This is a genomic window from Mycobacterium sp. SMC-17 (assembly GCF_045310915.1).
Taxonomy (GTDB): Bacteria; Actinomycetota; Actinomycetes; order Mycobacteriales; family Mycobacteriaceae; genus Mycobacterium.
Genome location: NZ_JBJIAK010000008.1, coordinates 23,751 through 44,544 on the forward strand (window position 1 = coordinate 23,751; position 20,794 = coordinate 44,544).

23 protein-coding genes are annotated in these 20,794 nt (G+C 66.8%); 13 read left to right on the top strand and 10 right to left on the bottom strand.

Annotated features, from left to right (window positions below; genetic code table 11):
* Position 1: 1 nt before the first annotated feature.
* Positions 2–1,027 (top strand): ABC transporter substrate-binding protein, encoded by a 1,026-nt coding sequence (locus ACJH7A_RS07705; RefSeq protein WP_406801712.1) that lies wholly within the window; start codon positions 2–4, stop codon positions 1,025–1,027.
* Positions 1,028–1,037: 10 nt separating this feature from the next.
* Positions 1,038–2,135 (top strand): LLM class flavin-dependent oxidoreductase, encoded by a 1,098-nt coding sequence (locus ACJH7A_RS07710; RefSeq protein WP_318984088.1) that lies wholly within the window; start codon positions 1,038–1,040, stop codon positions 2,133–2,135.
* Here the strand turns inward: ACJH7A_RS07710 and ACJH7A_RS07715 are convergent.
* Positions 2,132–3,019, bottom strand: coding sequence for an SCO6745 family protein (locus ACJH7A_RS07715; RefSeq protein ID WP_346415329.1), 888 nt, complete (start codon positions 3,017–3,019; stop codon positions 2,132–2,134). The two genes, ACJH7A_RS07710 and ACJH7A_RS07715, sit on opposite strands and share 4 nt — an antisense overlap.
* Positions 3,020–3,212: 193 nt before the next feature.
* Between ACJH7A_RS07715 and ACJH7A_RS07720 the strand changes: the two genes are divergently transcribed.
* Positions 3,213–4,235, top strand: a complete 1,023-nt coding sequence (locus tag ACJH7A_RS07720; protein WP_346415330.1) for a fused (3R)-hydroxyacyl-ACP dehydratase subunits HadA/HadB — start codon at positions 3,213–3,215, stop codon at positions 4,233–4,235.
* Positions 4,236–4,240: 5 nt separating this feature from the next.
* On the opposite strand, the gene ACJH7A_RS07725 is transcribed toward ACJH7A_RS07720, so the two are convergent.
* Positions 4,241–4,702 carry a nuclear transport factor 2 family protein gene (locus ACJH7A_RS07725; RefSeq protein ID WP_346415331.1) on the bottom strand — a complete coding sequence of 154 codons (462 nt, stop codon included), beginning with the start codon at positions 4,700–4,702 and terminating at the stop codon, positions 4,241–4,243.
* 124 nt (positions 4,703–4,826) lie between these two features.
* Here ACJH7A_RS07725 and ACJH7A_RS07730 point away from each other — a divergent pair, with 124 nt between their 5' ends.
* Together ACJH7A_RS07730 and ACJH7A_RS07735 are read left to right on the top strand one after the other, a co-directional pair.
* On the top strand, positions 4,827–5,927 hold the full coding sequence (locus tag ACJH7A_RS07730; protein ID WP_346415332.1) for an oxygenase MpaB family protein: 1,101 nt from the start codon (positions 4,827–4,829) through the stop codon (positions 5,925–5,927).
* Positions 5,924–6,487, top strand: a complete 564-nt coding sequence (locus ACJH7A_RS07735) for a peroxiredoxin-like family protein (RefSeq protein ID WP_346415333.1) — start codon at positions 5,924–5,926, stop codon at positions 6,485–6,487. The genes ACJH7A_RS07730 and ACJH7A_RS07735 overlap by 4 nt, the downstream gene beginning before the upstream one ends.
* A gap of 7 nt (positions 6,488–6,494) precedes the next feature.
* On the opposite strand, the gene ACJH7A_RS07740 is transcribed toward ACJH7A_RS07735, so the two are convergent.
* A complete protein-coding gene (locus ACJH7A_RS07740) occupies positions 6,495–7,118 on the bottom strand; it encodes a TetR family transcriptional regulator (protein WP_029104817.1) in 624 nt (207 codons plus the stop codon).
* 135 nt (positions 7,119–7,253) lie between these two features.
* Here ACJH7A_RS07740 and ACJH7A_RS07745 point away from each other — a divergent pair, with 135 nt between their 5' ends.
* Genes ACJH7A_RS07745 through ACJH7A_RS07755 form a run of 3 tightly spaced genes read left to right on the top strand, consistent with a single transcriptional unit; the run spans position 7,254 to position 9,800 of the window.
* The gene (locus tag ACJH7A_RS07745) at positions 7,254–7,484 is read left to right on the top strand and encodes a hypothetical protein (RefSeq protein ID WP_346415334.1); all 231 of its coding nucleotides are present in this window, start codon (positions 7,254–7,256) and stop codon (positions 7,482–7,484) included.
* Positions 7,485–7,488: 4 nt separating this feature from the next.
* Entirely contained in the window at positions 7,489–8,385 is an 897-nt protein-coding gene (locus ACJH7A_RS07750) for a hypothetical protein (protein ID WP_346415335.1), read from the top strand.
* Between the two features lie 50 nt (positions 8,386–8,435).
* On the top strand, positions 8,436–9,800 hold the full coding sequence (locus ACJH7A_RS07755; protein WP_346415336.1) for an AarF/ABC1/UbiB kinase family protein: 1,365 nt from the start codon (positions 8,436–8,438) through the stop codon (positions 9,798–9,800).
* Here the strand turns inward: ACJH7A_RS07755 and ACJH7A_RS07760 are convergent.
* Positions 9,797–11,167, bottom strand: coding sequence for an NAD(P)/FAD-dependent oxidoreductase (locus tag ACJH7A_RS07760; protein ID WP_346415337.1), 1,371 nt, complete (start codon positions 11,165–11,167; stop codon positions 9,797–9,799). The two genes, ACJH7A_RS07755 and ACJH7A_RS07760, sit on opposite strands and share 4 nt — an antisense overlap.
* Positions 11,168–11,415: 248 nt before the next feature.
* Between ACJH7A_RS07760 and ACJH7A_RS07765 the strand changes: the two genes are divergently transcribed.
* Positions 11,416–13,242: a DUF222 domain-containing protein gene (locus tag ACJH7A_RS07765; protein ID WP_406801713.1), complete on the top strand. Its 1,827-nt coding sequence runs from the start codon at positions 11,416–11,418 to the stop codon at positions 13,240–13,242.
* Between the two features lie 18 nt (positions 13,243–13,260).
* On the opposite strand, the gene ACJH7A_RS07770 is transcribed toward ACJH7A_RS07765, so the two are convergent.
* Together ACJH7A_RS07770 and ACJH7A_RS07775 are read right to left on the bottom strand one after the other, a co-directional pair.
* Positions 13,261–13,536 carry a hypothetical protein gene (locus ACJH7A_RS07770; RefSeq protein ID WP_212807709.1) on the bottom strand — a complete coding sequence of 92 codons (276 nt, stop codon included), beginning with the start codon at positions 13,534–13,536 and terminating at the stop codon, positions 13,261–13,263.
* 83 nt (positions 13,537–13,619) lie between these two features.
* A complete protein-coding gene (locus ACJH7A_RS07775; protein ID WP_212807710.1) occupies positions 13,620–14,222 on the bottom strand; it encodes a TetR/AcrR family transcriptional regulator in 603 nt (200 codons plus the stop codon).
* A 99-nt stretch (positions 14,223–14,321) separates the two neighbouring features.
* Between ACJH7A_RS07775 and ACJH7A_RS07780 the strand changes: the two genes are divergently transcribed.
* The gene (locus ACJH7A_RS07780; RefSeq protein ID WP_212807711.1) at positions 14,322–14,789 is read left to right on the top strand and encodes an SRPBCC family protein; all 468 of its coding nucleotides are present in this window, start codon (positions 14,322–14,324) and stop codon (positions 14,787–14,789) included.
* A 59-nt stretch (positions 14,790–14,848) separates the two neighbouring features.
* On the opposite strand, the gene ACJH7A_RS07785 is transcribed toward ACJH7A_RS07780, so the two are convergent.
* Positions 14,849–15,475, bottom strand: a complete 627-nt coding sequence (locus tag ACJH7A_RS07785; protein WP_212807712.1) for a TetR/AcrR family transcriptional regulator — start codon at positions 15,473–15,475, stop codon at positions 14,849–14,851.
* A gap of 52 nt (positions 15,476–15,527) precedes the next feature.
* Positions 15,528–16,064, bottom strand: a complete 537-nt coding sequence (locus ACJH7A_RS07790) for a DinB family protein (protein ID WP_212807713.1) — start codon at positions 16,062–16,064, stop codon at positions 15,528–15,530.
* Positions 16,065–16,205: 141 nt separating this feature from the next.
* Here ACJH7A_RS07790 and ACJH7A_RS07795 point away from each other — a divergent pair, with 141 nt between their 5' ends.
* From ACJH7A_RS07795 to ACJH7A_RS07805, 3 genes are read left to right on the top strand one after another with little or no spacing between them, the layout of a single operon-like run.
* The gene (locus tag ACJH7A_RS07795) at positions 16,206–17,000 is read left to right on the top strand and encodes an SMP-30/gluconolactonase/LRE family protein (protein ID WP_244872725.1); all 795 of its coding nucleotides are present in this window, start codon (positions 16,206–16,208) and stop codon (positions 16,998–17,000) included.
* 48 nt (positions 17,001–17,048) lie between these two features.
* Positions 17,049–18,431, top strand: coding sequence for an amino acid permease (locus ACJH7A_RS07800; RefSeq protein ID WP_244872724.1), 1,383 nt, complete (start codon positions 17,049–17,051; stop codon positions 18,429–18,431).
* A 52-nt stretch (positions 18,432–18,483) separates the two neighbouring features.
* Positions 18,484–19,944: a serine hydrolase domain-containing protein gene (locus ACJH7A_RS07805; protein ID WP_406801764.1), complete on the top strand. Its 1,461-nt coding sequence runs from the start codon at positions 18,484–18,486 to the stop codon at positions 19,942–19,944.
* On the opposite strand, the gene ACJH7A_RS07810 is transcribed toward ACJH7A_RS07805, so the two are convergent.
* Together ACJH7A_RS07810 and ACJH7A_RS07815 are read right to left on the bottom strand one after the other, a co-directional pair.
* Positions 19,860–20,285 carry a hypothetical protein gene (locus ACJH7A_RS07810; protein WP_406801714.1) on the bottom strand — a complete coding sequence of 142 codons (426 nt, stop codon included), beginning with the start codon at positions 20,283–20,285 and terminating at the stop codon, positions 19,860–19,862. The two genes, ACJH7A_RS07805 and ACJH7A_RS07810, sit on opposite strands and share 85 nt — an antisense overlap.
* Before the next feature lie 382 nt (positions 20,286–20,667).
* Positions 20,668–20,793, bottom strand: coding sequence for a hypothetical protein (locus tag ACJH7A_RS07815; protein ID WP_286150045.1), 126 nt, complete (start codon positions 20,791–20,793; stop codon positions 20,668–20,670).
* Between the last annotated feature and the right edge of the window lies 1 nt (position 20,794).

A 20,794-nucleotide genomic window follows, 5' to 3' on the forward strand; every position in this document is an offset into this window, starting at 1 on the left:
TGTGAAACATTCACGGGCAGTACGACTGGTATCCATCCTCGCCGCCGGCGCATTGCTCAGCGCCTGCGTCTCCAGCCGGGACAGCAAGCACGACGTGGCGGTGCCCCAGACAGTTCCGGCATCGGACCTGGCCGGCCTGACGCTGCAGGTCGGTGATCAGAAGTGCGGTACCGAGTCGCTGCTCCGGGCAGCCGGGGAGCTCGACAACGTGCCCTACAAGGTGCAGTTCTCGACCTTCACCTCCGGGCCGCCTCAGGTCGAGGCGGCCACCGCGGGCAAGATCGACTTCGCGGTCACCGGGAACACGCCGCCGATCTTCGGCGCCGCGGCGGGCGCGAAAATCCGTGTCATCGCGGCCTATTCGAACAGTGCCGCCGGCGATCAGATCCTCACCCCGACGGGCTCAGCGGTTCATACCGTGGCCGACCTCCGCGGGAAGAAGGTCGTCGTCGGCAAGGGCAGCTCGGCACACGGCCATCTGCTTCTCCAGCTGCAGAAGGCCGGCCTGACGGTCAAGGACATCCAGCTGGTGTTCCTGCAACCGGCCGACGCCTTCACCGCCCTGAGCCAGGGACAGGCCGACGCCTGGGCGATCTGGGATCCGTACACGGCCCTGGCCCAGAACCAGCTGAAGGTCCGTACCGTCGCCACCGCCGAGAGCGTCACCAACGGCTATGGATTCGGCATCGCCTCGGTGGCGGCACTGCAGGACGCCAAACGCAACAGCGCGCTGGCCGACTTCGTCCAGCGGGTCGCCCGGGCCTCACGCTGGGCCAAGGACCACCCTGACGAGTGGTACCAAAAGTACGCGGCCGCAATCGGAATCGATCCGCAGGTGGCCCGCGTCGCACAGTCCCGAAGCCTGCGGCTGGCCATACCCATCAACGATGCGGTGATCGCCTCTGAGCAACAGCTCGCCGATGCGTTCACACAATCCGGACAGATCGACCACAAAACCACCTTCTCGCAGTTCGTCGACAACCGGTTCGGCGATCAGTTGTCGCAGTTCTGGACCACCGCAAAATAGGAGGATCGTCTTGGCCGCCAAGTTCTTCTGGTTCCTGCCCACAAACGGTGACAGTCGCTCGATCGTCGGCGCGTCACACGCGTCATCGCACCACACGGTTCCGGCGTCATACCGCAAGCCCAGCCTGCGCTACCTCGGTGAAATCGCCCGCGCTGCCGACCGCCTCGGGTTCGAAGGCGTGCTGACGCCGACCGGAACCTGGTGTGAGGACGCCTGGTTGACCTCTGCTGCCCTGCTCGAGCAGACCGAACGACTCAAATTCCTGGTTGCCTTCCGGCCCGGCCTCGTGCCACCCACCCTGGCCGCGCAACAGGCGGCGACTTTTCAGCGATTCTCCGAAGGACGCCTGCTGCTCAACATCGTCAGCGGCGGCGACGACATCGAACAACGCCGGTTCGGTGACTGGCTCAGCCACGACCAGCGCTACGAACGCACCGGCGAATTCCTCGAGATCGTCCGCGATATCTGGCGCGGCGGCCCCGTGGACTACCGCGGCAGGCACTACTCCGTCACCGACGCGCGCGTGTCCGAGCCGCCGAACCCGTTGCCGCAGTTGTATTTCGGCGGATCGTCGCCGGCCGCTCTGCCCATCGCGGCCGAGCACGTCGACGTCTACCTGACGTGGGGCGAGCCGCCGGCTGCCGCCGCGGCCAAGATCGCACAGGTGCGCGAACTGGCCAAGGCCCGCGGACGCACCCTGCGGTTCGGCATCCGGCTGCACACCATCAGCCGCGACACCTCCGAGGCCGCCTGGGCCGTCGCCAATTCCCTCCTGGCCGAGCTGACGCCCGAACAGATCGCCAAAGCCACTGCGCTGCATGCCAATTCCGAATCCGAAGGACAGCGGCGCATGACGGCGCTGCACGGTGGCCGGCTCGACCACCTCGAGGTCTACCCGAACCTCTGGGCCGGTGTCGGCCTGGTCCGCGGCGGCGCCGGGACCGCGCTCGTCGGCAGCCATGAGGAAGTGGCGTCGCTGATCTCCGAGTACCACGACCTCGGATTCGACGAGTTCATCCTCTCCGGCTACCCGCACCTCGAAGAGGCCTACTGGTTCGCCGAAGGCGTGCTGCCGCTGCTGCGCAAGCGCGGCGCCCTGGCCGCCTAGCCGAGATTCGCGCCGGGATCGTCGAGATCGCTGTGCTGCAACGCCATCGGGGTGATCGCCGGGAGATCACCGCCGGCGACCACCATCCGGGCAATCGGGGTGAGCGCCTGGAACAGGGTCTCGACCTCGGCGTCGCTCAGCACGTCGAGCGTCGGCAGCGCGGCGGCATCGGTGCGGTGCTCGATGTCGGTCTTGAGTTCGCGTCCCGCGTCGGTCAGTGAACCGTCGGCCGTCAACAGACCCCGTGCCGCCAGGCGCGCGGTGACGGCGTCCCACTCGGCGTCGTCGTAGTCCCGCGTGGACACGACCTTCTCCTTGGTCGTGCGGCCCGCCGCGACATGCAGCACGTTGCTCTCGCGGCCGGTGATGCCGGCGGCAACCAGGGCCGCCACGTGGGCGTCGCCGCGCTGTTCGCGCAACAACGTTGCCGCGTGCCACAGCGCGGCCACGGGCTCGTCGGGCCACGGCACGGCGGACAGGGCGGCGAACAACGGCCGGCCGTCGACGGCGGCACCGCGCGCGACGCGGCCGAGCAGATCGGTGGCGGTACGCAGGTTGTCGTCCGCGGTGAGCCCGTAGCGGCGCAAGGCGGCGACCGCCCCCGCTTCCCGGGCCGCCAGAGCCTGCTGGGGTGTCGCGATGTCCCACGCGCCGGCCAGCGACTTCGCGACGCGATGGGCGGCGAAGTTGTAGAAAACCGCCTCCACGACTTGCGGCGGCACCGGCCCCAGTGGCGCTGACCTGGTGACGAAGTAGCCGCTCCAGAAGCTGCGATAGCCGAGGTCGACGGCGGCGGCACGCGCCTCGGGCGCGAAGTACGTGATCGCGTGCACGGGTTCGTAACGCTCGAACAACCGACGGGCCAAAGTGGGTGTGCGGGCCATGCTGCCAGTCAAGCACGGGCCCCGGGGCACCCGCGAACAGCCACGGCAGTCGCCGCGATCGCGTGGTTTTGGGCACATTTGCCTCCGCTCGGCGCAGGTAGACGGCGCATCGACGTGTGTTGCCGCCCCCTCGCCGCGTAGGGTGCTTTGGTCGGCCTCAGCGAACATGTCGATAGAAAAGTTGGGCACAGTCATGACGACAGCAGCAGAAGCGTCGCCGCTCGAAGCGCGGATCGGCCACCACTACCAGATGGACGGCACCTACCTGGTGGGCCGCGAGAAGCTGCGCGAGTACGCCCGCGCGGTGCAGGACTACCACCCCGCGCACTGGGACGTCGCTGCCGCCAATGAGCTCGGCTACGCCGATGTCATCGCGCCGATCACGTTCACCTCGACACCCGGCATGAAGTGCAACCGGCGGATGTTCGAGTCGATCGTCGTCGGTTACGACACCTACCTGCAGACCGAAGAGGTCTTCGAACAGCACCGGCCGATCGTGGCGGGCGATGAGCTGGTCATCGACGTCGAGCTGACGGCGGTCCGCCGGACCGCGGGCCGCGACTTCATCACCGTGACCAACACCTTCACCGACACCAAGGGCGAGCGGGTCCACACCCTGCACACCACCGTCGTCGGCGTGACGGCCGAGGACATCGACGGCGACGTCAAGACGGCCGTGCAGAAGGCCATGATGCACGACATGAACATCCTGGACATCGGCTCCGAGGAGTACCGCAAGACGGTGCGGCCCGAGGGCGAGATCCGGATCGCCAGCGACGCGGCCCGCACGCCGGGGACGCCGTTGTTCGAGGACGTGTCCGTCGGCGACGAACTCCCCGCGAGTCACCTGCGGTTGTCACTCGGCGACCTCGTGAACTACGCCGGCGTGGCCGGCGACGCCAACCCGATTCACTGGGACAAGGAGCTGGCGCAGCTCGCCGGGCTGCCCGACGTCATCGCCCACGGCATGCTGACCATGGGCCTGGGCGCCGGATACGCCTCGTCCTGGTCCGGCGACCCCGGTGCCGTGAGCCGCTACACCGTCCGCCTGTCGGCGCCCGCGGTGGTGCCGGCCACCGAAGGCTGCGATATCGAGTTCAGCGGCAAGATCAAATCCCTGGACCCCGAGACCCGCACGGGTGTCGTGATCGTCGGCGCCAAGTCGGGCGGCAAGAAGATCTTCGGCCTCGCCACCATGGACGTCCGCTTCCGCTGATCCCGCTACTGCGGGAACAGAACCGCAGGATTACCCGACATCGCCGACCACCGGCTGATGCGGTTGACGATCCGCCAGCCTTCGGGCCGGCGGGCCCAGGTGTCGGTGTACTCACCGTTGGTATCGAACGTTTCGGCCGCAAGCGGGCCGACGCCCTGGTGCCGGGCCTGAACGTACGCCCGGGTCACGGCCGTGTCGTCGTCACCGACCTCGACCTGGATCGAACCGATGAGATGTTGTGTGCCACCGCACTTTTCGAGGTACCGGCGGAACGTCGCCACCAGCGCGGGCAGGCCTGACTGCGGCCCTTGGTCGCCATAGTCGAACGTGACGTCATCGGCGAAGACCTGCGACGCCTCCGCCCATCGCTTGCCGTCGACCACGCGCGTGAACGTGCCCAAGCCCGTCCGCAACTCCTCGGCGTCCACCAACTTCTGCACGGCGATGTGCATTGCGGCGTCTGACATCCAGCTCTCCGTCCTGCTCGTCCCCCGCATCCTAGGGCGGCAGCAGGTCTTGTCGGTCCCACCCAGTTGGAGTAACGTCGCCATTGGAATAATGTTGCTATCTCAACTGGTACCGGAGGAGCCCATGAAGTCCGTCCGCCTGCAGGACGTCGCGATGCCCAAAGCCGAACGCCGGAGAATCGACCGCCGGTACGACTTCCTGCTCAAGCTGCACGGCAAGAACGGCAAGAAGGCCCTGGCGATAGCGGAAGCCCCGCGGATCGACAACGGCTACTTCGGGCCCGAGTCGATCAGCTGGAAGGTCTACGAGAACGTCATGGTTGCCGGAATGGGCGCTCTGTCCGGGCTTTTCATCTCGGTGCTGGACCCCGACGGGGCGTACGGCGTCGGCCACCACACGACGTACTACTACGACACGATCGGCCGTATCCGGCGCAGCCTGCACTTCTTCGCCGGCGCCGTCGCGGGCGACACCGCCAGCGCCGAAAAAGTCGGAGTTGACCTGTTCCGCAAGCACTCTCACATCACCGGCGAGGTACCCGCGACCGGCGAGCTGTTCCAGGCCAACCACGTCGAGACCCTCAAATTCACCTACGTCGTGGGCTGGCCACACCTGTGGCGCGCGTACAAGGCCTTCGGCGACCCGAATGCGACCGACGAAGAGGAGCGCCAGTTCTACCGCGAGCAGGTCAAGGTGTGTCAGCTCATGGGAATGCCGGCAGGCGAGCTGCCGGACACCCCCGAGGATGTCGAAGCCTGGGTGCAGCGGGCCGAGCAGGAGCTCATGGCATTCACCCGCCCGGCGCAGGAACTCACCGACTTCATGACCCACCCCCCGGTGACCCCACTGAACCCGAACCTCGTCATCGGAAGTCTCATGCGCGTGGCGATCTGGGCCGCCATCCCGCTCCTGACGCCGTACGTCCGGCAGATCTGCGGCCTCGATGACTACCGGCTGCGGCCACGGCTGGGCGCACTACTGGTCAAGGCGACCGTCAAGGCTCTGGAGAACCCGGTCTTCGACCGCGTCTTCATCCCATACTTCGGCCCCGAAATGTGGGGCCATCTGCACAACGTGATCCGCCATGCCGACAGCACCGGCTTCGTCGAGATGACGCACGACCCCGGCCTGACACTGCAGCACGGCAAGCGCGGCACGATGTGCCCGTTCGCGCCGACGGATTCGGCCGACCGCACGAATGACGCTGTGGGAGCGGTCAGTTGAGCCGGGTCGATGTCATCAGCAATGAGCGTGTGCTGGATGATCGGCACCACCTGCACGAGTTTCAGGACTTCTGGCGCGACGGGCCGGTGGCGCTGGTGTTCCTGCCGCAGTTCGGCAGCGCCTTCGGCCTGGCCCAGGCCAGAGAGTTGACCGCGCACTTCGATGAAGTGGAAGCGCTTGGCGCCCAGGTGATCCTGATCGGCATCGGCACCTCGATCCAGGGCTTCACCTTCCGGAAGCGGGCCGGTTCCCGCACTCCCGTCATGGCCACCCAGGACCACACCCTGTACCGCACAATGGGATTGGCCGCCCGGCGGCGATGGTTGAACCCGATCCGGAATGTGAGCGCCTTCATCGATTTCGTCCGGGCCGGGATCTACCCCTATCAGCGCACCGGCGATCCGCGCCGGCTCGGTGGCGTGTTCGTCGTCGAACGAGGCGGACGGCGGGTCGCGTGGGAACACCGCGCGCGGTACGCCGCGGACCTCGCGGCCGGGGCCGACGTCGTCGCAGCGCTCCGCGCCGTTGTGGCACAACGGGTGACCGCGGGGACGGACTGACTCGGCACTACTTGCCGACGACCAGCGCGTCGAACCACAACCGCATGTTGGCGACCATCAGCGCCGCGCCCCGCTCGGCGTCGATCGTGCCCAGCGCCTGGGCCATGGCGATGCCCGCGCCGGTCGCCACCGCCACTTCGATGGCGTCGTCCATGAGCGGGTGGTCAGCCGGAACCCCTTCCGGCACGGCGTCTTCGAGCAGCACCCGCGTCGATTCCTTGAACCGTTCCAGTGCTTCACGCGCCTTGGCGAGCTGCTCGGGGTTATGGAAGGTGCTGGTGACGTATTCAGCGGTCAGCACGACGAGGTTGGGCTCCGCGCCGATGCGGGCCCACCAGCTCGCCAGGGCCGCCAGCCGGTCGTCGGTGGATACGCCGGCTGCCACGAGCGGCCCGAGCAGTTGATTGAGTTCGGCCATGGAGCGGTTGCGGATGACCTCGAGGCACAGCGCTTCTTTGCCCTCGAAGTTGCTGTAGACGGCACCGATGGTGCGTCCCGCCTCTGCCGCGATGGCCGCCAGCGACGTGGCGTGGTACCCGTTGGCATAGAAAAGTTGCTCCGCGGCGTCCAGCAATTCCTGCCGCGTCTGCGCTTGGCTCTCCGCCCGCGTCAGCACCTTCCGAGCCGCCACCACGTCCTCCACATCCTCCGCACGACGAGCCTCGATACTATCGCTATCCAGATAACAGGCCAGCTTAAGGGCCCTTTTCCAGTCCTCGGCGTGCCTTCAGATAGCTATGCCATCCGAATGTGGTAGTTATTTAGGATGGACAAAGCCGCTACCCCGGGTACCGACAACCCGTTGCTCGACGAGCTCGGACAACCGCGGGAAGTACTCGAGAAGCTCACCCCCGAGGAATCAGCCCAGCTGCTCGGTCTGCTCAGGAAGGCGAAGGTGGCACACCAGCGCAGCCTGAACGACTCACTCGACGACGGGCTCAAAGTCCTGCCCCGGCTGATCCGGCCCGCCGCCCGCAAGATCCTGTTCGGACGGTGACGTGATGGCCGACATCCTGACCCGCGCACAATTGTCGCTGCTGGCCGCGCTGCTGCAGACCGATGCCGCCGACCTTGCCCGCCTCGAACGACTCGGTGCCGACGACCTCAAAGCCCTGCGCAGCGCACTGTCCGACGCGCTGTTCGACGAACAGGCCGAGGCCTTCGCACGCGTCGGCAAGCTCGCGCCGCTGATCCCAAATGCCTTGGTGGTCACCGTCGCTCACCGCGCGGTACCTCCGGAAGTCGCGGGGCGCGTCGGGGGCGCAGTGGGACTGGCGCACGGAGACCGCGCCATCGGCGTACTGTCCGGGCTCAAACCGAGCTACCTCGCCGACGCGGCGCCATACGTCGACCCTCGGGTCATCCCGCACTTCGCCCCGCGACTGCCCGCCAAGCTGCTGATCCCGGCGGCGATGGAACTGCTGCGGCGCCGCGACTACCTGACCGCATCGCGGTTCGTCGAATTCGCCACCGACGAACTCATCGTGGCGTTCGAGCGGGCCATCGACGATGACGAGGGCATCATCCTGACCGGCGTGCTGGTGTCGGACACGCACGTCATGAACGACATCATGCGCGCTGCCGGACCAGACCGGTCGTTGCGCATGGCCCGGGCTGCCGCCACCGGCAAGCCGGAGGTGCTGGCAGCGCTGCTGTCGCTGCTGAACCGGATCGACCCCGAGCTCGCGCGCCCCGCGGTCACCGAACTGCTCGGCCATCCGGACGTCGCCGTCGTGGTGCACGTACTCGAGGTCGCCCAGACTGAAGGCGTCGTCGCCGAGGTCATCGAGATCTCGGCTGTCCTGGACGGCGAGGCCCGCACGCGCCTCGCGAGCCTCGAAGCCTGGCAACGGATCGCCCGCGAAACTGAGTCCTGGACACACGAGACACCTGCGTAATCGGGCCGGTACGTTGATGGCGTCGTTGCACCGATTCCGTGGGAGGCAGCGTGGCACGCCGACTGCCTGAGGGACGTCTTGCGCGGGGCGGCAAGCTGGGCGCCCTCGCCGCGAAGCAAGCCGTGCGCGGCGGCCGCACCCGCCTGTCGATGGTCGGCCGGTCGGAACGCGCCAAGGAACTGCTGGCCGAGCGTGCCACCATCCAAATGGCCGAGAATCTCGTGACGGTGCTGGGCTCCATGAAGGGCGCCGCGATGAAGCTCGGCCAGATGCTGTCGGTGATCGAATTGGATCTGGTGCCCGAATCGCACCGCGAACAGTTCCGGGAAAAGCTCGCCGCGCTGCGGGATCAGGCGCCGCAGGCGCCGTTCAGCGCCATGCGCGAGGTCATGGAAACCGACCTCGGTCCCCTGTCGGACGTCTTCGCCGATTTCGACGAATCCCCCACGGCCGCAGCATCAATCGGCCAGGTGTACCGAGCCCGGTTGCGTGACGGTCGCGACGTCGCCGTCAAGGTTCAGTATCCGGGCGTGGATCGGGCCATCCAGGCCGACATGCGCAATCTCGCGCTGTTGATGAAGCTCTGGCGGCTGTGGCCGTCGGCGAACACCGCCATGCTCGACGAGATCACCCGGAACTTCGAGAGCGAGCTCGACTACCTGCGCGAGGCCGAGACGCAGCACTTGGTGGCCGAACAGTACCGGGGACATCCGTTCATCGTCGTCCCCGACAGCGTCGTCGAGTTCTGCACACCGCGGGTGCTGGTCACCGAATACCTCGATGCCGCAGGCTTCGAACACATGCGCACGCTGCCGGCGACCGACCGCAATCGCATCGGAGAACTGGTCTACCGCTTCTATATCGGCTCGCTCTTCACCAACCACGAATTCTGCGGTGATCCCCACCCCGGCAACATCATGCTGGCCACCGACGGTCGCGTCGGCTTCGTCGACTTCGGGCTGTACAACCGGATGGACCCCGCGAACGTGGCATTCGAGCTCGATTGCTTCCACGCCGCGATCGAAGGCCGTGCCGACGACCTGTACCGCCTGATGCTGGGCCGCGGCATCGTGGACACGGAATCCGGTGTGACAGCCCAGGATTGCCTGGAGTACATCTGGGCCGCGAGCGAATGGCACATGATCGACGAGGACCTCACCATCACGCCTGAGCTGGCCACTGGCGCCGTCGTCTCGGCCATCGATCCGCGGCAGACCGAGTTCGCGGGGATGAAGCGGCAGATGCTGCCGCCCGAGCATGTCTTCTCCCGGCGCGCCGACTTCCTCACCTTCGGCACACTGGGACATCTGCAGAGCACCAACAACTGGTACCGCATCGGCCAGGAATGGTTCTTCGGCCGACCCGCGGAGACCGAGATCGGCCGCGAGATCGCGCGCTGGCGAGCGAGCCGTTAACCCACGACGGCCACGCTGTCCGCGGCCAGCACCTCGGCGGCCGCCCGCTCCCCAGAGCGCACCGCACCGTCGATCCAGCCGCACATGATGGCCGAACTTTCCGTTCCGGCCCAATGGATCCGCCCGCACGGGGTCCGCAGCGCGTGGCCGAACTCGGTGAGCACGCCGGGCGGTGCGTGACTGATCATGCCGCCGCCGGAGTAGCGCTCGACCGTCCAGTTCTGCTCGTGGTAGCTCACCGGCGACGCCGCCTTCGCCCCGAACCGGTCGACCAGTTCGTTGACGACGACGGCCTTGCGTTCCGCCGCATCGAGCAGCCCGAGCGCGCGCGCGGCCGGGCCTTCGGTGATGACGCACATGATGCCCGGCGTGCCGGTGTCGGTGCAGGCGTCGATGGTCAGCGTGGCCGGACTGCCCGGTGCGGCCGATTGTCCGCACAGGCCGTCCGCACGCCAAAACGCCGTCTCGTAGACGATCGAGATCTTGTAGACGGCGCCGCTCGGCATGCGCCGATGCAGGAACATCCGGTCGACGGGAAGCCCTGGCTCGTAATCGATTTGGGAGGCGACGGCCAAGGGTACGGCGACGATCGCGTGCCGGGCCCGGACCGTCAGCCGCTCGGCGTGGACGGTGACCCCGTCGTCGTCCTGCGCGATGAGGTCCACCGGGCACGAAAGATGCAGCGCGTCACCGAGTTCGGCGGCCATCTGGCCGTAGATCGCGCCCATGCCGCCGCGCACCCGGGCGTCCTGCGCGCCGCCGGCGTTGGAGATGACGAACACGGGTCCACCACCGGACCCCATCTGATGCAACGCCCACAACAGTGATGTCTCCGATGCGGCCGAGGTGTACACCCCGGCCATGGCCATGTCGAGCATCTCGCGTGCCTGATGCGAGCGGATGTTGCGATGCAGCCACTCCCCCAACGTGATTCGGTCCCACTCGGCGGCCTTCTTGGCCTGCCACGGGGCGTCGAACGGGATGGTCTTGCACATCTGGCCGATCTCGAGGAGGCCGGCGCCGAGATTGGCGATGGCCCACGGGCTCATCGCCCACGGGATGGTGCCGGAGTACCGGTGCTTCTTGCCGTCGACGATCATCATGGCGTCGCCGTCGACGTACTCCTTGTATTCGGCCACACCGTATTCGGCCATCAGGGCCTTGATGCGGTCCTGCCCCGGACCGACCCATGCGCCACCGCGGTCGATCCACGTCCCGTCGGGAAGGACCTCGGTGAAAGTACGGCCCCCGACCCGGTCCCGCGCCTCGAGCAGGGCCACCGAACGGCCCGCCTGTTTCAGCCGCAGGGCGGCGGTCAATCCTGCGAAACCCGCTCCCACAACACAAAAGTCGACATCGGCCGACATGAGGCGCCCCTTCGCTTCCGAAGTTCCGTTCTCGTTCCACACGCCTGCGATCAGGTGCGGTGGCCAGGCCAGCTCATCGACGGCGAGGGTGGGCTGAGCTCAAGGTACGCCGGCCACCGTGGTGCCGAATCCGGATTCGCACAAAATATGCGCGCGCGTAAATGCGGATTTGGTCCGGCGCCGATAGCCTCGGCCTCCCAGCAGAAATGCGGTGGCACGCGTCGGACCCGTCTGGCATAATCGCACATATGTTCGAACACGTAGGGATCGGGGCCGGCGGTGTGCTGGTTCACGATGCCTCCGTGGTCGATGCGGTGGTGCATTTCGCGCGGGTGTCGAATGTCGCTGAGTGCGGGAAGTTCCGGGCGATTGCCGATCTGGTGGCGTTGCGTGTCGATGACGAAGATGGCCGGCAGTGGTGGGCCTGTGATGGCTGGGATGCTGCGGTCGCCGAGGTGGGTGCGGCGCTGGGGATCGGGAAGCGTGAAGCGTCGGGGCAGTTGTCGATTGCGGTCGCGTTGCGCTTCCGGCTACCAAAGGTGGCGGCGGTGTTCGCCGATGGTGGGGTGTCGGCGCGGACGGTCGGCACGATCTGTTGGCGCACCCGTCTGGTGGAGGATCCCAATACGCTGGCGGTGATCGATGTTGCATTGGCGGGGGCGCTGTCGGAGTGGGCGGGGTTGTCGCGCAAGAAGATTGAACGCAAGATCGACGGTTGGGTGCAGAAGTTCGACCCCGCCGCCGTTTTGAAGGTGCGTTCGGCTGCGCGCCGGCGTGGGGTCGGGGTGGGCAAGCCCGATGATGAGACCGGGGTGGCGTCGATCTGGGGTGCGCTGTTGGCCACCGATGCCGATCTGTTGGATCGGGTGCTGGACGAGATGGCCCGGCAGGTGTGTGAGGACGATCCGCGGACGTTCGGGCAGCGGCGGGCTGACGCGTTGGGGGTGTTGGCGGCTCGTGGGGATCGGTTGGTGTGCCAGTGCGGCAATCCCGATTGCCCGGCCGCTGGGCCTGATGCGCGGGCGGCGGCGGTGATGATTCATGTGCTCACCGATCAGCTGCCGGCGCCGGTGGCGGACCCGCTGCTCAGTGGGGACCCGGCCGCGCCCCCGACCCCGGCGCCAAACCAGCCTGCACCTGAGCCGGTGTTCACACCCGAGCCCGAGCCCGAGCATTTCTTCACAGCTGAACCTGAGCCCGAGCCCGCGCCTGCACCGGCGGCCGATTCGCGGCCCGCCGAAAACCCGACCCCTGCTGGGGACGAACCGGCCGGCGACACCCCGCCCACCCCTGAAGCCCATGCGGCGCACCCGCCGATCCCGACTTCCACCAAACCCCCCGCGCCGGTGCGCACACCCGTCGGTTATGTCCTCGGCGGCGGCGTGGTGCCCCCGGCGGTGCTCGCCGATCTGGTGGCCCGCGGCGCGAAAGTCCGCACGGTCGCCTCAGCCACCGATCTTGACCAAGTGCCGCGCTACCGGCCGTCGGCGGCGATGGATGAATTCGTCCGGGTGCGGGCCATGACGTGCATGTTCCCGGGCTGCGATCAGCCCGCCACCACCTCCGATATCGACCACACCATTCCGTGGCCGATCGGGCCGACACATCCGGGCAACCTCAGCCCGAAATGCCGCAAACACCACCTACTCAAAACCTTCTACGGCGGCCCTGACGGGTGGCAGGACCGTCAACAGCCCGACGGGACGATTGTGTGGACCGCACCCACCGGCCACACCTACATCAGCGTGCCCGAAAGTCGAATCCTGTTTCCCCGCACGGTCACCGACACCCCACTGCCGAACCCACCACCACAGGACACCGATCTGGACACCACCGCGGCTCCCGGCCGGGGCGTCATGATGCCCATCCGGCGCCGCACCCGCACCCAGAACCAGGCCCAGCAGATCGCCTACGAACGCGCCCGCAACCAAGCCGATATCGACGAGCGCGAAGCCGCACAAGAAGCCTTCGCCCGCCGACGCAAAGAACGCCAAGAACGCGAAGCCGCAGAAGCTGCAGAAGCCGCGGCGGCCGCAGAATCAGCAGAGCAACAAGACATCCCACCGCCACTGTGAGTGCAGCGTTAGTACGGGCTATACGTCGCCCGGCATGCCCGGCGGGCTGAGTGAACCGTCGACGTTCGGCACGACCGCGGGGGCCGGGATGCCACCTTCTGCGGCATTGTCGCCCGGGATCCCGTCGTCGGCCGGGGTCGAGAAGCCGCCGGGCCCACAGTTCCATTCCCACGGGAAACATGCCGGGAACGGCTGGATCGCCAGTGCGGCATCGGCCGGCGGGTTCGCGCCCAGTAGCGCGACAGCAACCGCACCCGCTCCCGCCGCCAGCACGCCATAGGTTCTCAACGCCATGGCAACCCCCAGTTCGCATCGTCAGATGCAACCGAAGCTACGCCGGCAAAGCCACACAAGGACCGGGAATCGGCTGATCGCCGCTAGGCGCCCGCGAGTTGGCCGACGACACCCATCGCGAGGTCTCTGGCGCGCATCAGCTCGGCGTCGTCGGCGAACAGTTCCCTTCGGTCGTTGCCGGCAGTGAGAAACGCGTCGATCTTGAACGCGTCGTCTGCCGGTGCCGACGAGCCCGCGACAGCCAGCTCGGTTTCCAGCAGCTTCAGCCAGCCACGCTTGAGCTTCCTGACCCCGTCCGCGACCGGACCGTCGCGACGGCCGTATTCGGCGGTGGTCGCCGCCATGAAACAACCACCGCGGAACACGCCGGCGGTCAGGTAGTCGACCCACGCGTCGATCAGCGCACGCAGCCGCGGCGCGCCGGGGGCCGCCTCGAGCGCCTTCGCGATGATCGTCTCGCGATAGATGTTTCGCGCCTCCGCCACCGCGGCGACCTGGATCGCCTCCCGATTCCCGAACACGGTGAGGATTCCGCTCTTGCTGACCCCGGTCGCCGTGGCCAGCGCGCCGACCGTGATCGAGTCGAGCCCGTGGGTCGTCGCGATCATCGCCGCCTCGTAGGCGACCTTCCGTCTGGTCGCGTCGCCACGGATGCGTCGCCCATCCAACTGATCGTCGGTTGCCACCTCCGCATTTTATACGTGCAACTGGACGTAAATCTCTTTGATCGTTACGCTCCGAAAAGCGTCCGATCGGACGTTCAATTTCGCGACGGGAGTGACGACATGCCTTCGAATCCGCAGCCGATACTCGAGGAGAGCATCGAGATCGCGGCCGCGCCCGAGACGGTGTGGACGCTGGTCGGCGACGTCCGCCGGATGGCCGAGTGGAGCCCACAGGTCGAATCGACCCGGTTGCGCGGCGGCGCCGAGCAGGTCGCGGACGGTGTCGAGTTCACCAACCTGAACAACAACGGCACCTTCCAATGGAAGACGCACGGCACCATCATCCGGTTGGACAACGGCCGCGAAATCGCGTTCCGGATCAAGGAGAACTGGGCCATCTGGTCCCTGCGCCTGGAGCCCACATCGGGCGGGACCAAGCTCACCCAGCGGCGTGAGAGCCCCGACGGCAGCCCCGACGGGACGGTCCACGTCATTGACAATTACATGGGCGGGCAGGACGTCTTCACCGCATCCATGCGCGAGGGGATGCGCCAGACCCTGCAGGCGATCAAAGCCGCGGCAGAGTAGGCGCCGCGGCCACGGCAGTTTCCCCTGCAGCGCAATCTGTTTGGTTATGGCTGTGTCGGTCAGGGCAGATTCATGCGCCAGTACAGCCCGGCCAGAAAGTCGGCCAGTTCAGCCGGCGTGGCCTCGAGATGTCCATCCGCCCAAGAGATCAGCAGTTCCGCAGCGGCGCCCGACATGGCGAATGCCTTCATCCGGGTATCGGCGGCACTGCTTTCGAACGATGAGGCTTCTGGCGTGGACCATTTCAAGAAACTGCCGGCGGTGCGGGCGAGTACTTCATTGCGGTGAACACCCGCACGACCGCCCGAGCCCAGACTTTCAACGAACAGAATGCGGATCATCCGTGGATCGTCGGACAACACGTCGACGGTTGCGCGCAGGGCGATCGACACGCGGGCAAAGCTGTCGACCGGCGCATCGACCATGGCGGCGTTCACCCGCGCATCGATCGCATCGGCAGCCGCATCGAACACCACACCGAACAATGCACTCAGATCGGTGAAGCTCTCGTAGAAATAGCGCTCTGTCAGACCGGCCTCGGCCACCACGTCTTTGACGCGGACCGAACCTGAACCGGGAGAGCCAAACAAGCTCGTCCCGGCCTCGATCAGCTTCCGGCGCCGCTGGGCGATGCGCTCCTCGCCGGTGACGCCCCCGTATACGCGCTGCGTTCCGGAAACCGACACCCTTGGCCCCTTCGGTTCAGTTGATTCATGAGATGTCGCAAACGTACGTCTATCACCCGCGTGGGGCGACGTCGTGCGCGTGGTGGACGATGTCGTGCAGGTGGTAGAGCGAAATGGTCGCGATGGTGAATTCGCTTCCATTGCTGCGTAATCCGCGACGTTTCCAAGATTCCGCCGGCACATTCGCATAGGTGTCCGCGACGATGTTCGCGGCGTCGAAAAGCTCGGTGGCGACCACGGCGGGGTCCTGCGAACCGTAGTCGTCGGCGATGGCCGTCTCGTCCTGGTCCCAGTTGGGGAACCGCGGATCCTCCTCGGTCAGCATCAGTCGGACGCGGTGGTCGAAGATTCGGTGCACGTCACGGATGTGGCATCCGTATTCGAGCGTCGACCAGACGTCGGGCCGCGGTCGCGACTTCACTCCGGAGCCGGCCAGGCGGTGCACCCAGTCTGCGGCATCGTCGCGGATCCGGCCGGCGACATCCGAGGGTTGGACGGACGACGCATCGAAGCCGCATTCAGGGCAGGCGCGTGTCAGCACCCACGTCCAGTCCTTGGCGTCGGGCTCGATGGGCTCTGAAGTCGTCACGCGACCAGTGTCGCACCCGGTCCGGTGCGGTGATTCGGATCGGTCCTCGACCAGCACGGGATAGCCTCTACGCACTCATCGAGCGAAGGGAATGGTCCGACGACGACGTCAACAGCTGTTGAGCCGTTCATCGACGGGTTCGTGTACGGCGAAGGACCGCGATGGCGCAACGACCGCCTGTGGTTCAGCGACGGACCGGCCGGCCGGGTGTACTCGGTGGGCGAAACGGGTGACCTCTCCGTCGAGGCCGAGGTGCCGCGCGCCTCCGGCCTCGGCTGGCTTCCCGACGGAACGCTCGTGGTGTCCACGCTCTTCGAGGCCACGATCCACCACGTCGACGCCCACGGAAACACCACTTCGACGTTCGATGTCAGCGATTTGGCCTGGTCGACCAACGACCTCGTCGTCGCCCCCGACGGCCGCGCTTACGTCGACCTGTACAAACAGACCCGCGATGCACTCGTCGGCGAGATCGGCCTGGTGGACCAGGCAGGTGGCGTCCGCATTGTCGCAACCGGCCTCGCCGTGCCCAACGGCCTCGGCTTTCTGCCCGACGGGACCCTCGTCGTCAGCGAGACGAACGGGTCACGCCTGCTTGCCTTTACAACTGCACCCGACGGCAGTCTCGGCTTCCCCACGGTGTTCGCCGACCTCGGCGCCGGCAGCCACCCCGACGGCCTGTGCGTCGACAGCGAGGGCGGCGTGTGGGTCGGCTGTTACGACACCGGCGAGTTCCTGCGCGTCATCGCCGGCGGCGCCGTGACGCATCGGATCCCGATCGGCCACGGCTGGGCCGTCGCACCCGCCCTCGGTGGCGCCGATGGGCACACGCTGTACCTGGTTGTCGACGACACCACGCATGACGGTCTGATGCGCGGCGAGTCGGCCGGGCGGGTGTTGCAGACCCGCGTCGACGTACCCGCCGCACCGACGTAGTCCCACCCCCCTCACCCGCACGCGATACACCGAATGGAAGGCACCCCGATGGCTCCGAGCACCCGTCCCGCTGACGGGCCCCGTGCCGAGACCACCGCCCCGGCTGACGCGCCGATGCACCGCGACCTGAAGAACCGTCATCTGCAGATGATCTCGCTCGGCTCCGCCATCGGGACGGGCCTGTTCCTCATCTCGGGCACATCCGTGCAGACCGCCGGACCGATCGTTCTGCTCGGCTATGCGATCGCCGGCATCGTCCTCTACGGCGTGATGCGGATGCTCGGCGAGATGGCCGTCGCACATCCGGTCGCGGGGTCGTGGTCGGCCTACGCCCGCGAATATCTCGGCAAACCAGCGGGTTTCATCGCCGGCTGGAACTGGTGGTACGTCTGTGTCGTCGTCTGCATGGTGGAGTTGACGGCAGCTTCGGAGTTCATGGCCTTCTGGTTCCCGGACATGCCCCGCTGGATCACCACCGCGGTGTGCCTGGTGCTCATCACCGCCGCGAACACCTTCAACGTCAAGGCGTTCGGCGAATTCGAGTTCTACTTCACGCTGATCAAGGTGACCGCCGTCGTCGCCATGATCGTCATCGGCATCGCGATCATCTTCGGCGCCGGCGATTACAACGTGCACGGCCTGCAGAACCTCTGGGCGCATGGCGGTTTCGCCCCCAAGGGGCTCGGCGCCTTCATGATCTCGCTGGTCGCGATCACCTTTTCTTTCGGCGGCATCGAGTCGCTCGGCACCGCCGCCGGTGAGGTCGAGGAGCCCGCCCGCAACATCCCCCGCGCCATCAATCAGGTGCTGCTGCGAATCCTGGTCTTCTACGTGGGCGCCATCGGCGTCATGCTGATCATCTGGCCGTGGGACAAGGTGGGCACGGAGGGCAGCCCGTTCGTGTTGATGCTCGTCGGCCTCGGGATCGGCGGCGCCGCAACGCTGCTCAACATCGTCGTTCTGACCGCCGCGCTGTCGGTGGCGAACGTGATGACCTACAGCAACGCGCGCGTCCTGTATGACCTCGCCGCCAGCGGCCAGGCGCCACGGTTCCTCGCCCACACCAACGCCCGCGGCGTCCCCGTCCGTGCACTGCTGCTCAACTCCGGGTTCGTCGCCGTGGCGGTGCTGCTGAATGTCGTGCTCCCCGGGAAGGCGCTCGTGCTGCTGATTCCCGTCGTGGTCGGGGCCGAGCTGATCACGTGGAGCATCATCGCGCTGAGCCACCTGCGATTTCGGTCGCGGGAGGGCGCCGGTGTCTTCAAGACACCGCTGTCACCGCTCACCAATTACCTGTGCCTCGGGTACTTCGCGCTGATCTACATCCTGATGACCCAGGATCCAGCGTCCCGTGCCGGCGCGATCGCTCTGCCACTGTGGTTCTGCGGTCTGCTCATCGTCGGATCCCTGCTGAACAGAGTGAGGCGCTAACGTCGAAGCGGTGAGGGTGTCGGGGTCGCGCGTAGCACGGGTATGCGCGGTGATGCTCGCCCTCGCGGCGTGCGGACACCCGACGCCGCCGCCGGCCGTCACCTCGTCGCCGACTGCTCGGCCTCCGGCCACGACAAGTGCGGCCGCCACGCCGGTCCCGAGCGTCGTCCCGGCCGGCCCGTTCGCCGCGGTATCTCGCCTGGTCAACGACGCGCTCGCCGCGCATCGGTTGCCCGGCGCGGTGATCGAGATCGGGCATGCCGGCAAGGTCGTGTTCCGGCAGGCCTACGGCGCACGCAGACTCGGTGACGAACCCGCGCTGGACGGATCTGCGGCCCCGGCGGAACCGATGACCGACGACACCATATTCGACCTCGCGTCGCTGTCGAAGAGCATCGCGACGACTGTCGCCTTCCTGCAGCTGTACGAAAAGGGCCTGGTCGAGGTCGACGAGCCCATCCAGACGTACTTTCCAGAATTCAATCCGACCAACGACGCACGCCGCGCCCAGGTGACGGTGCGGATGATGCTGACGCACACGTCCGGTACGGGTGGCGACCTCAGCCATCAAGGCCCGTGGGGGCTGACAAGCGCCGACAAGGCCGAAGGCATTCGTCGTGCGCTCACCGCGCCTCTGGAGTTCGGTCCCGGCGAGGGATTCCACTACTCCGACCTCAACTTCATCATCCTCGGCGCCCTGATCGAGAAGATCACCGGCGAGTCTCTGGACAACTATGTACAGGACAACGTCTTTGCACCGATGGACCTTGTCGATACTCGGTATCTGCCCGCCACCAAGGCCTGCGGCCCGCACCAGATTCGAGGCACGGCAATCGTTTTCGAAGGCGTACCGGCTGGACCGTGCCCGACCGGAACCTGGAGTACCGCCCTGCTGGAGCGCGTCGCACCGACCTCCCACGATGACGACACCCCCGGCATCAACCCCGACTTCGACCATCTGATCCGCGGCACCGTGCACGATCCGACCGCCCGACGGATGGGCGGCACCGGAGGGAGCGCTGGAGTGTTCTCGACGGTTGCGGACATCGGCCGCTACGCGCAGGCCCTTCTCGATCGGCTCGCCGGACGTCCGAGCCCGTTCCCGCTGGCACCGGCCACCGCGGAATTGATGGCGACGCCGCAACAGCCCGGCCACAACGCCGGGCAGGTGCCCGCGGCAGATAGCGCCAGCCGCACCGCCATCGAAAATCATCCCAACGCAACGGATCCACTACTGGCGCCCAGCTATCCGGCCATCCCGGGGCAGGAACTGCGCAGCTTTGGCTGGGACATCGACACCGAACACTCGCGCCCCCGCGGCATGGTCTTCCCCGTCGGCAGCTTCGGCCATACCGGCTTCACCGGGGTGACGCTGTGGATCGACCCCGGCTCGGACACCTACGTCGCGGTGCTGGCCAACGTGATCCATCAACGCGGCGGCCCGCCGATCGCCCGGCTCAGCGGCGACATCGCCACGGAAGCTGCGCGGGCGCTACAGCTGTATGGGAACTGAAGGTCGTGGACCACTGGCGATTTCACGCAGACCGATGCGCGATTGATCATCGGCGGACGCCGGTCGGCGACAGACACCATGATGCCGTCGATGACCCGCTTGAGGTGCCCGTGATCCTCATGAAGGACATACGCCTCGAGCCAGTCATCGCACAGTTGGGCCACGGCCGGCGCAACTGGAATCCGTTTGACGGCAATCAGCTTCAGAAGAATGCGAATCGCGGTGAAGGAGTCGCCGGCGCCGATGCAGATGAAAACATGGTTGCGCTCGCGCGCGTCCAGTTCGGGTTTGGCGATGTCGATGAGCGACCAGGCGAGATTGGTTTCTTGTACGTGTTGCATGGTCGTCTCACCACTGAGCTGCCAACCGGAGTCGCACGAGCTCCCATGGACAGACCATGCGCGGAGTACCCATCGCGGTCGTGATGGCAATGAGGACAGAGCCGACATCCGTCACGGTGGCGACGTGTGGCCCGTTGCGAACGATGTCGCCGACATTGAATTGCGTTGCAGGGAGGTTCGATTCGTTCATGTAGAGCGCCAATATTCGACTCGCGGGATTGATGATTCGCGCCGCGCATGCCACCGCAGCGTGCCCCCAGCGTCTCGCCAGTACACCTGATATCGACGACGAAACTGTGCCCATCGTAATCGGCAACGCGGCAGGAGAACGGTCCGCGCCACTGAGTGGAAGCCCACCGCCGTGGCGAGTCCTTGACGGCCGTCAGGCGAAGCGGCCCAGAAGATCGGTGGGCACGATGCGCACCGGGAACGGGCGCGTCGCGTCATACGCTTCGCTGTCCGTCACCTGCGCGACTTCGGCGTAAACGCCGTCGCGCAACTCGAACACC

What these genes read in the sequence shown, in the direction of transcription:
- ACJH7A_RS07750 (WP_346415335.1), top strand. Translation starts at nt 7,489, where the DNA reads ATGGCCGACATCCTGACCCGCGCACAATTGTCGCTGCTGGCCGCGCTG.
- ACJH7A_RS07780 (WP_212807711.1), top strand. Translation starts at nt 14,322, where the DNA reads ATGCCTTCGAATCCGCAGCCGATACTCGAGGAGAGCATCGAGATCGCG.
- ACJH7A_RS07800 (WP_244872724.1), top strand. Translation starts at nt 17,049, where the DNA reads ATGGCTCCGAGCACCCGTCCCGCTGACGGGCCCCGTGCCGAGACCACC.
- ACJH7A_RS07760 (WP_346415337.1), bottom strand. Translation starts at nt 11,167, where the DNA reads ATGTCGGCCGATGTCGACTTTTGTGTTGTGGGAGCGGGTTTCGCAGGA.
- ACJH7A_RS07715 (WP_346415329.1), bottom strand. Translation starts at nt 3,019, where the DNA reads ATGGCCCGCACACCCACTTTGGCCCGTCGGTTGTTCGAGCGTTACGAA.
- ACJH7A_RS07745 (WP_346415334.1), top strand. Translation starts at nt 7,254, where the DNA reads ATGGACAAAGCCGCTACCCCGGGTACCGACAACCCGTTGCTCGACGAG.
- ACJH7A_RS07720 (WP_346415330.1), top strand. Translation starts at nt 3,213, where the DNA reads ATGACGACAGCAGCAGAAGCGTCGCCGCTCGAAGCGCGGATCGGCCAC.
- ACJH7A_RS07770 (WP_212807709.1), bottom strand. Translation starts at nt 13,536, where the DNA reads ATGGCGTTGAGAACCTATGGCGTGCTGGCGGCGGGAGCGGGTGCGGTT.
- ACJH7A_RS07730 (WP_346415332.1), top strand. Translation starts at nt 4,827, where the DNA reads ATGAAGTCCGTCCGCCTGCAGGACGTCGCGATGCCCAAAGCCGAACGC.
- ACJH7A_RS07805 (WP_406801764.1), top strand. Translation starts at nt 18,484, where the DNA reads ATGCTCGCCCTCGCGGCGTGCGGACACCCGACGCCGCCGCCGGCCGTC.
- ACJH7A_RS07725 (WP_346415331.1), bottom strand. Translation starts at nt 4,702, where the DNA reads ATGTCAGACGCCGCAATGCACATCGCCGTGCAGAAGTTGGTGGACGCC.
- ACJH7A_RS07765 (WP_406801713.1), top strand. Translation starts at nt 11,416, where the DNA reads ATGTTCGAACACGTAGGGATCGGGGCCGGCGGTGTGCTGGTTCACGAT.
- ACJH7A_RS07810 (WP_406801714.1), bottom strand. Translation starts at nt 20,285, where the DNA reads ATGCAACACGTACAAGAAACCAATCTCGCCTGGTCGCTCATCGACATC.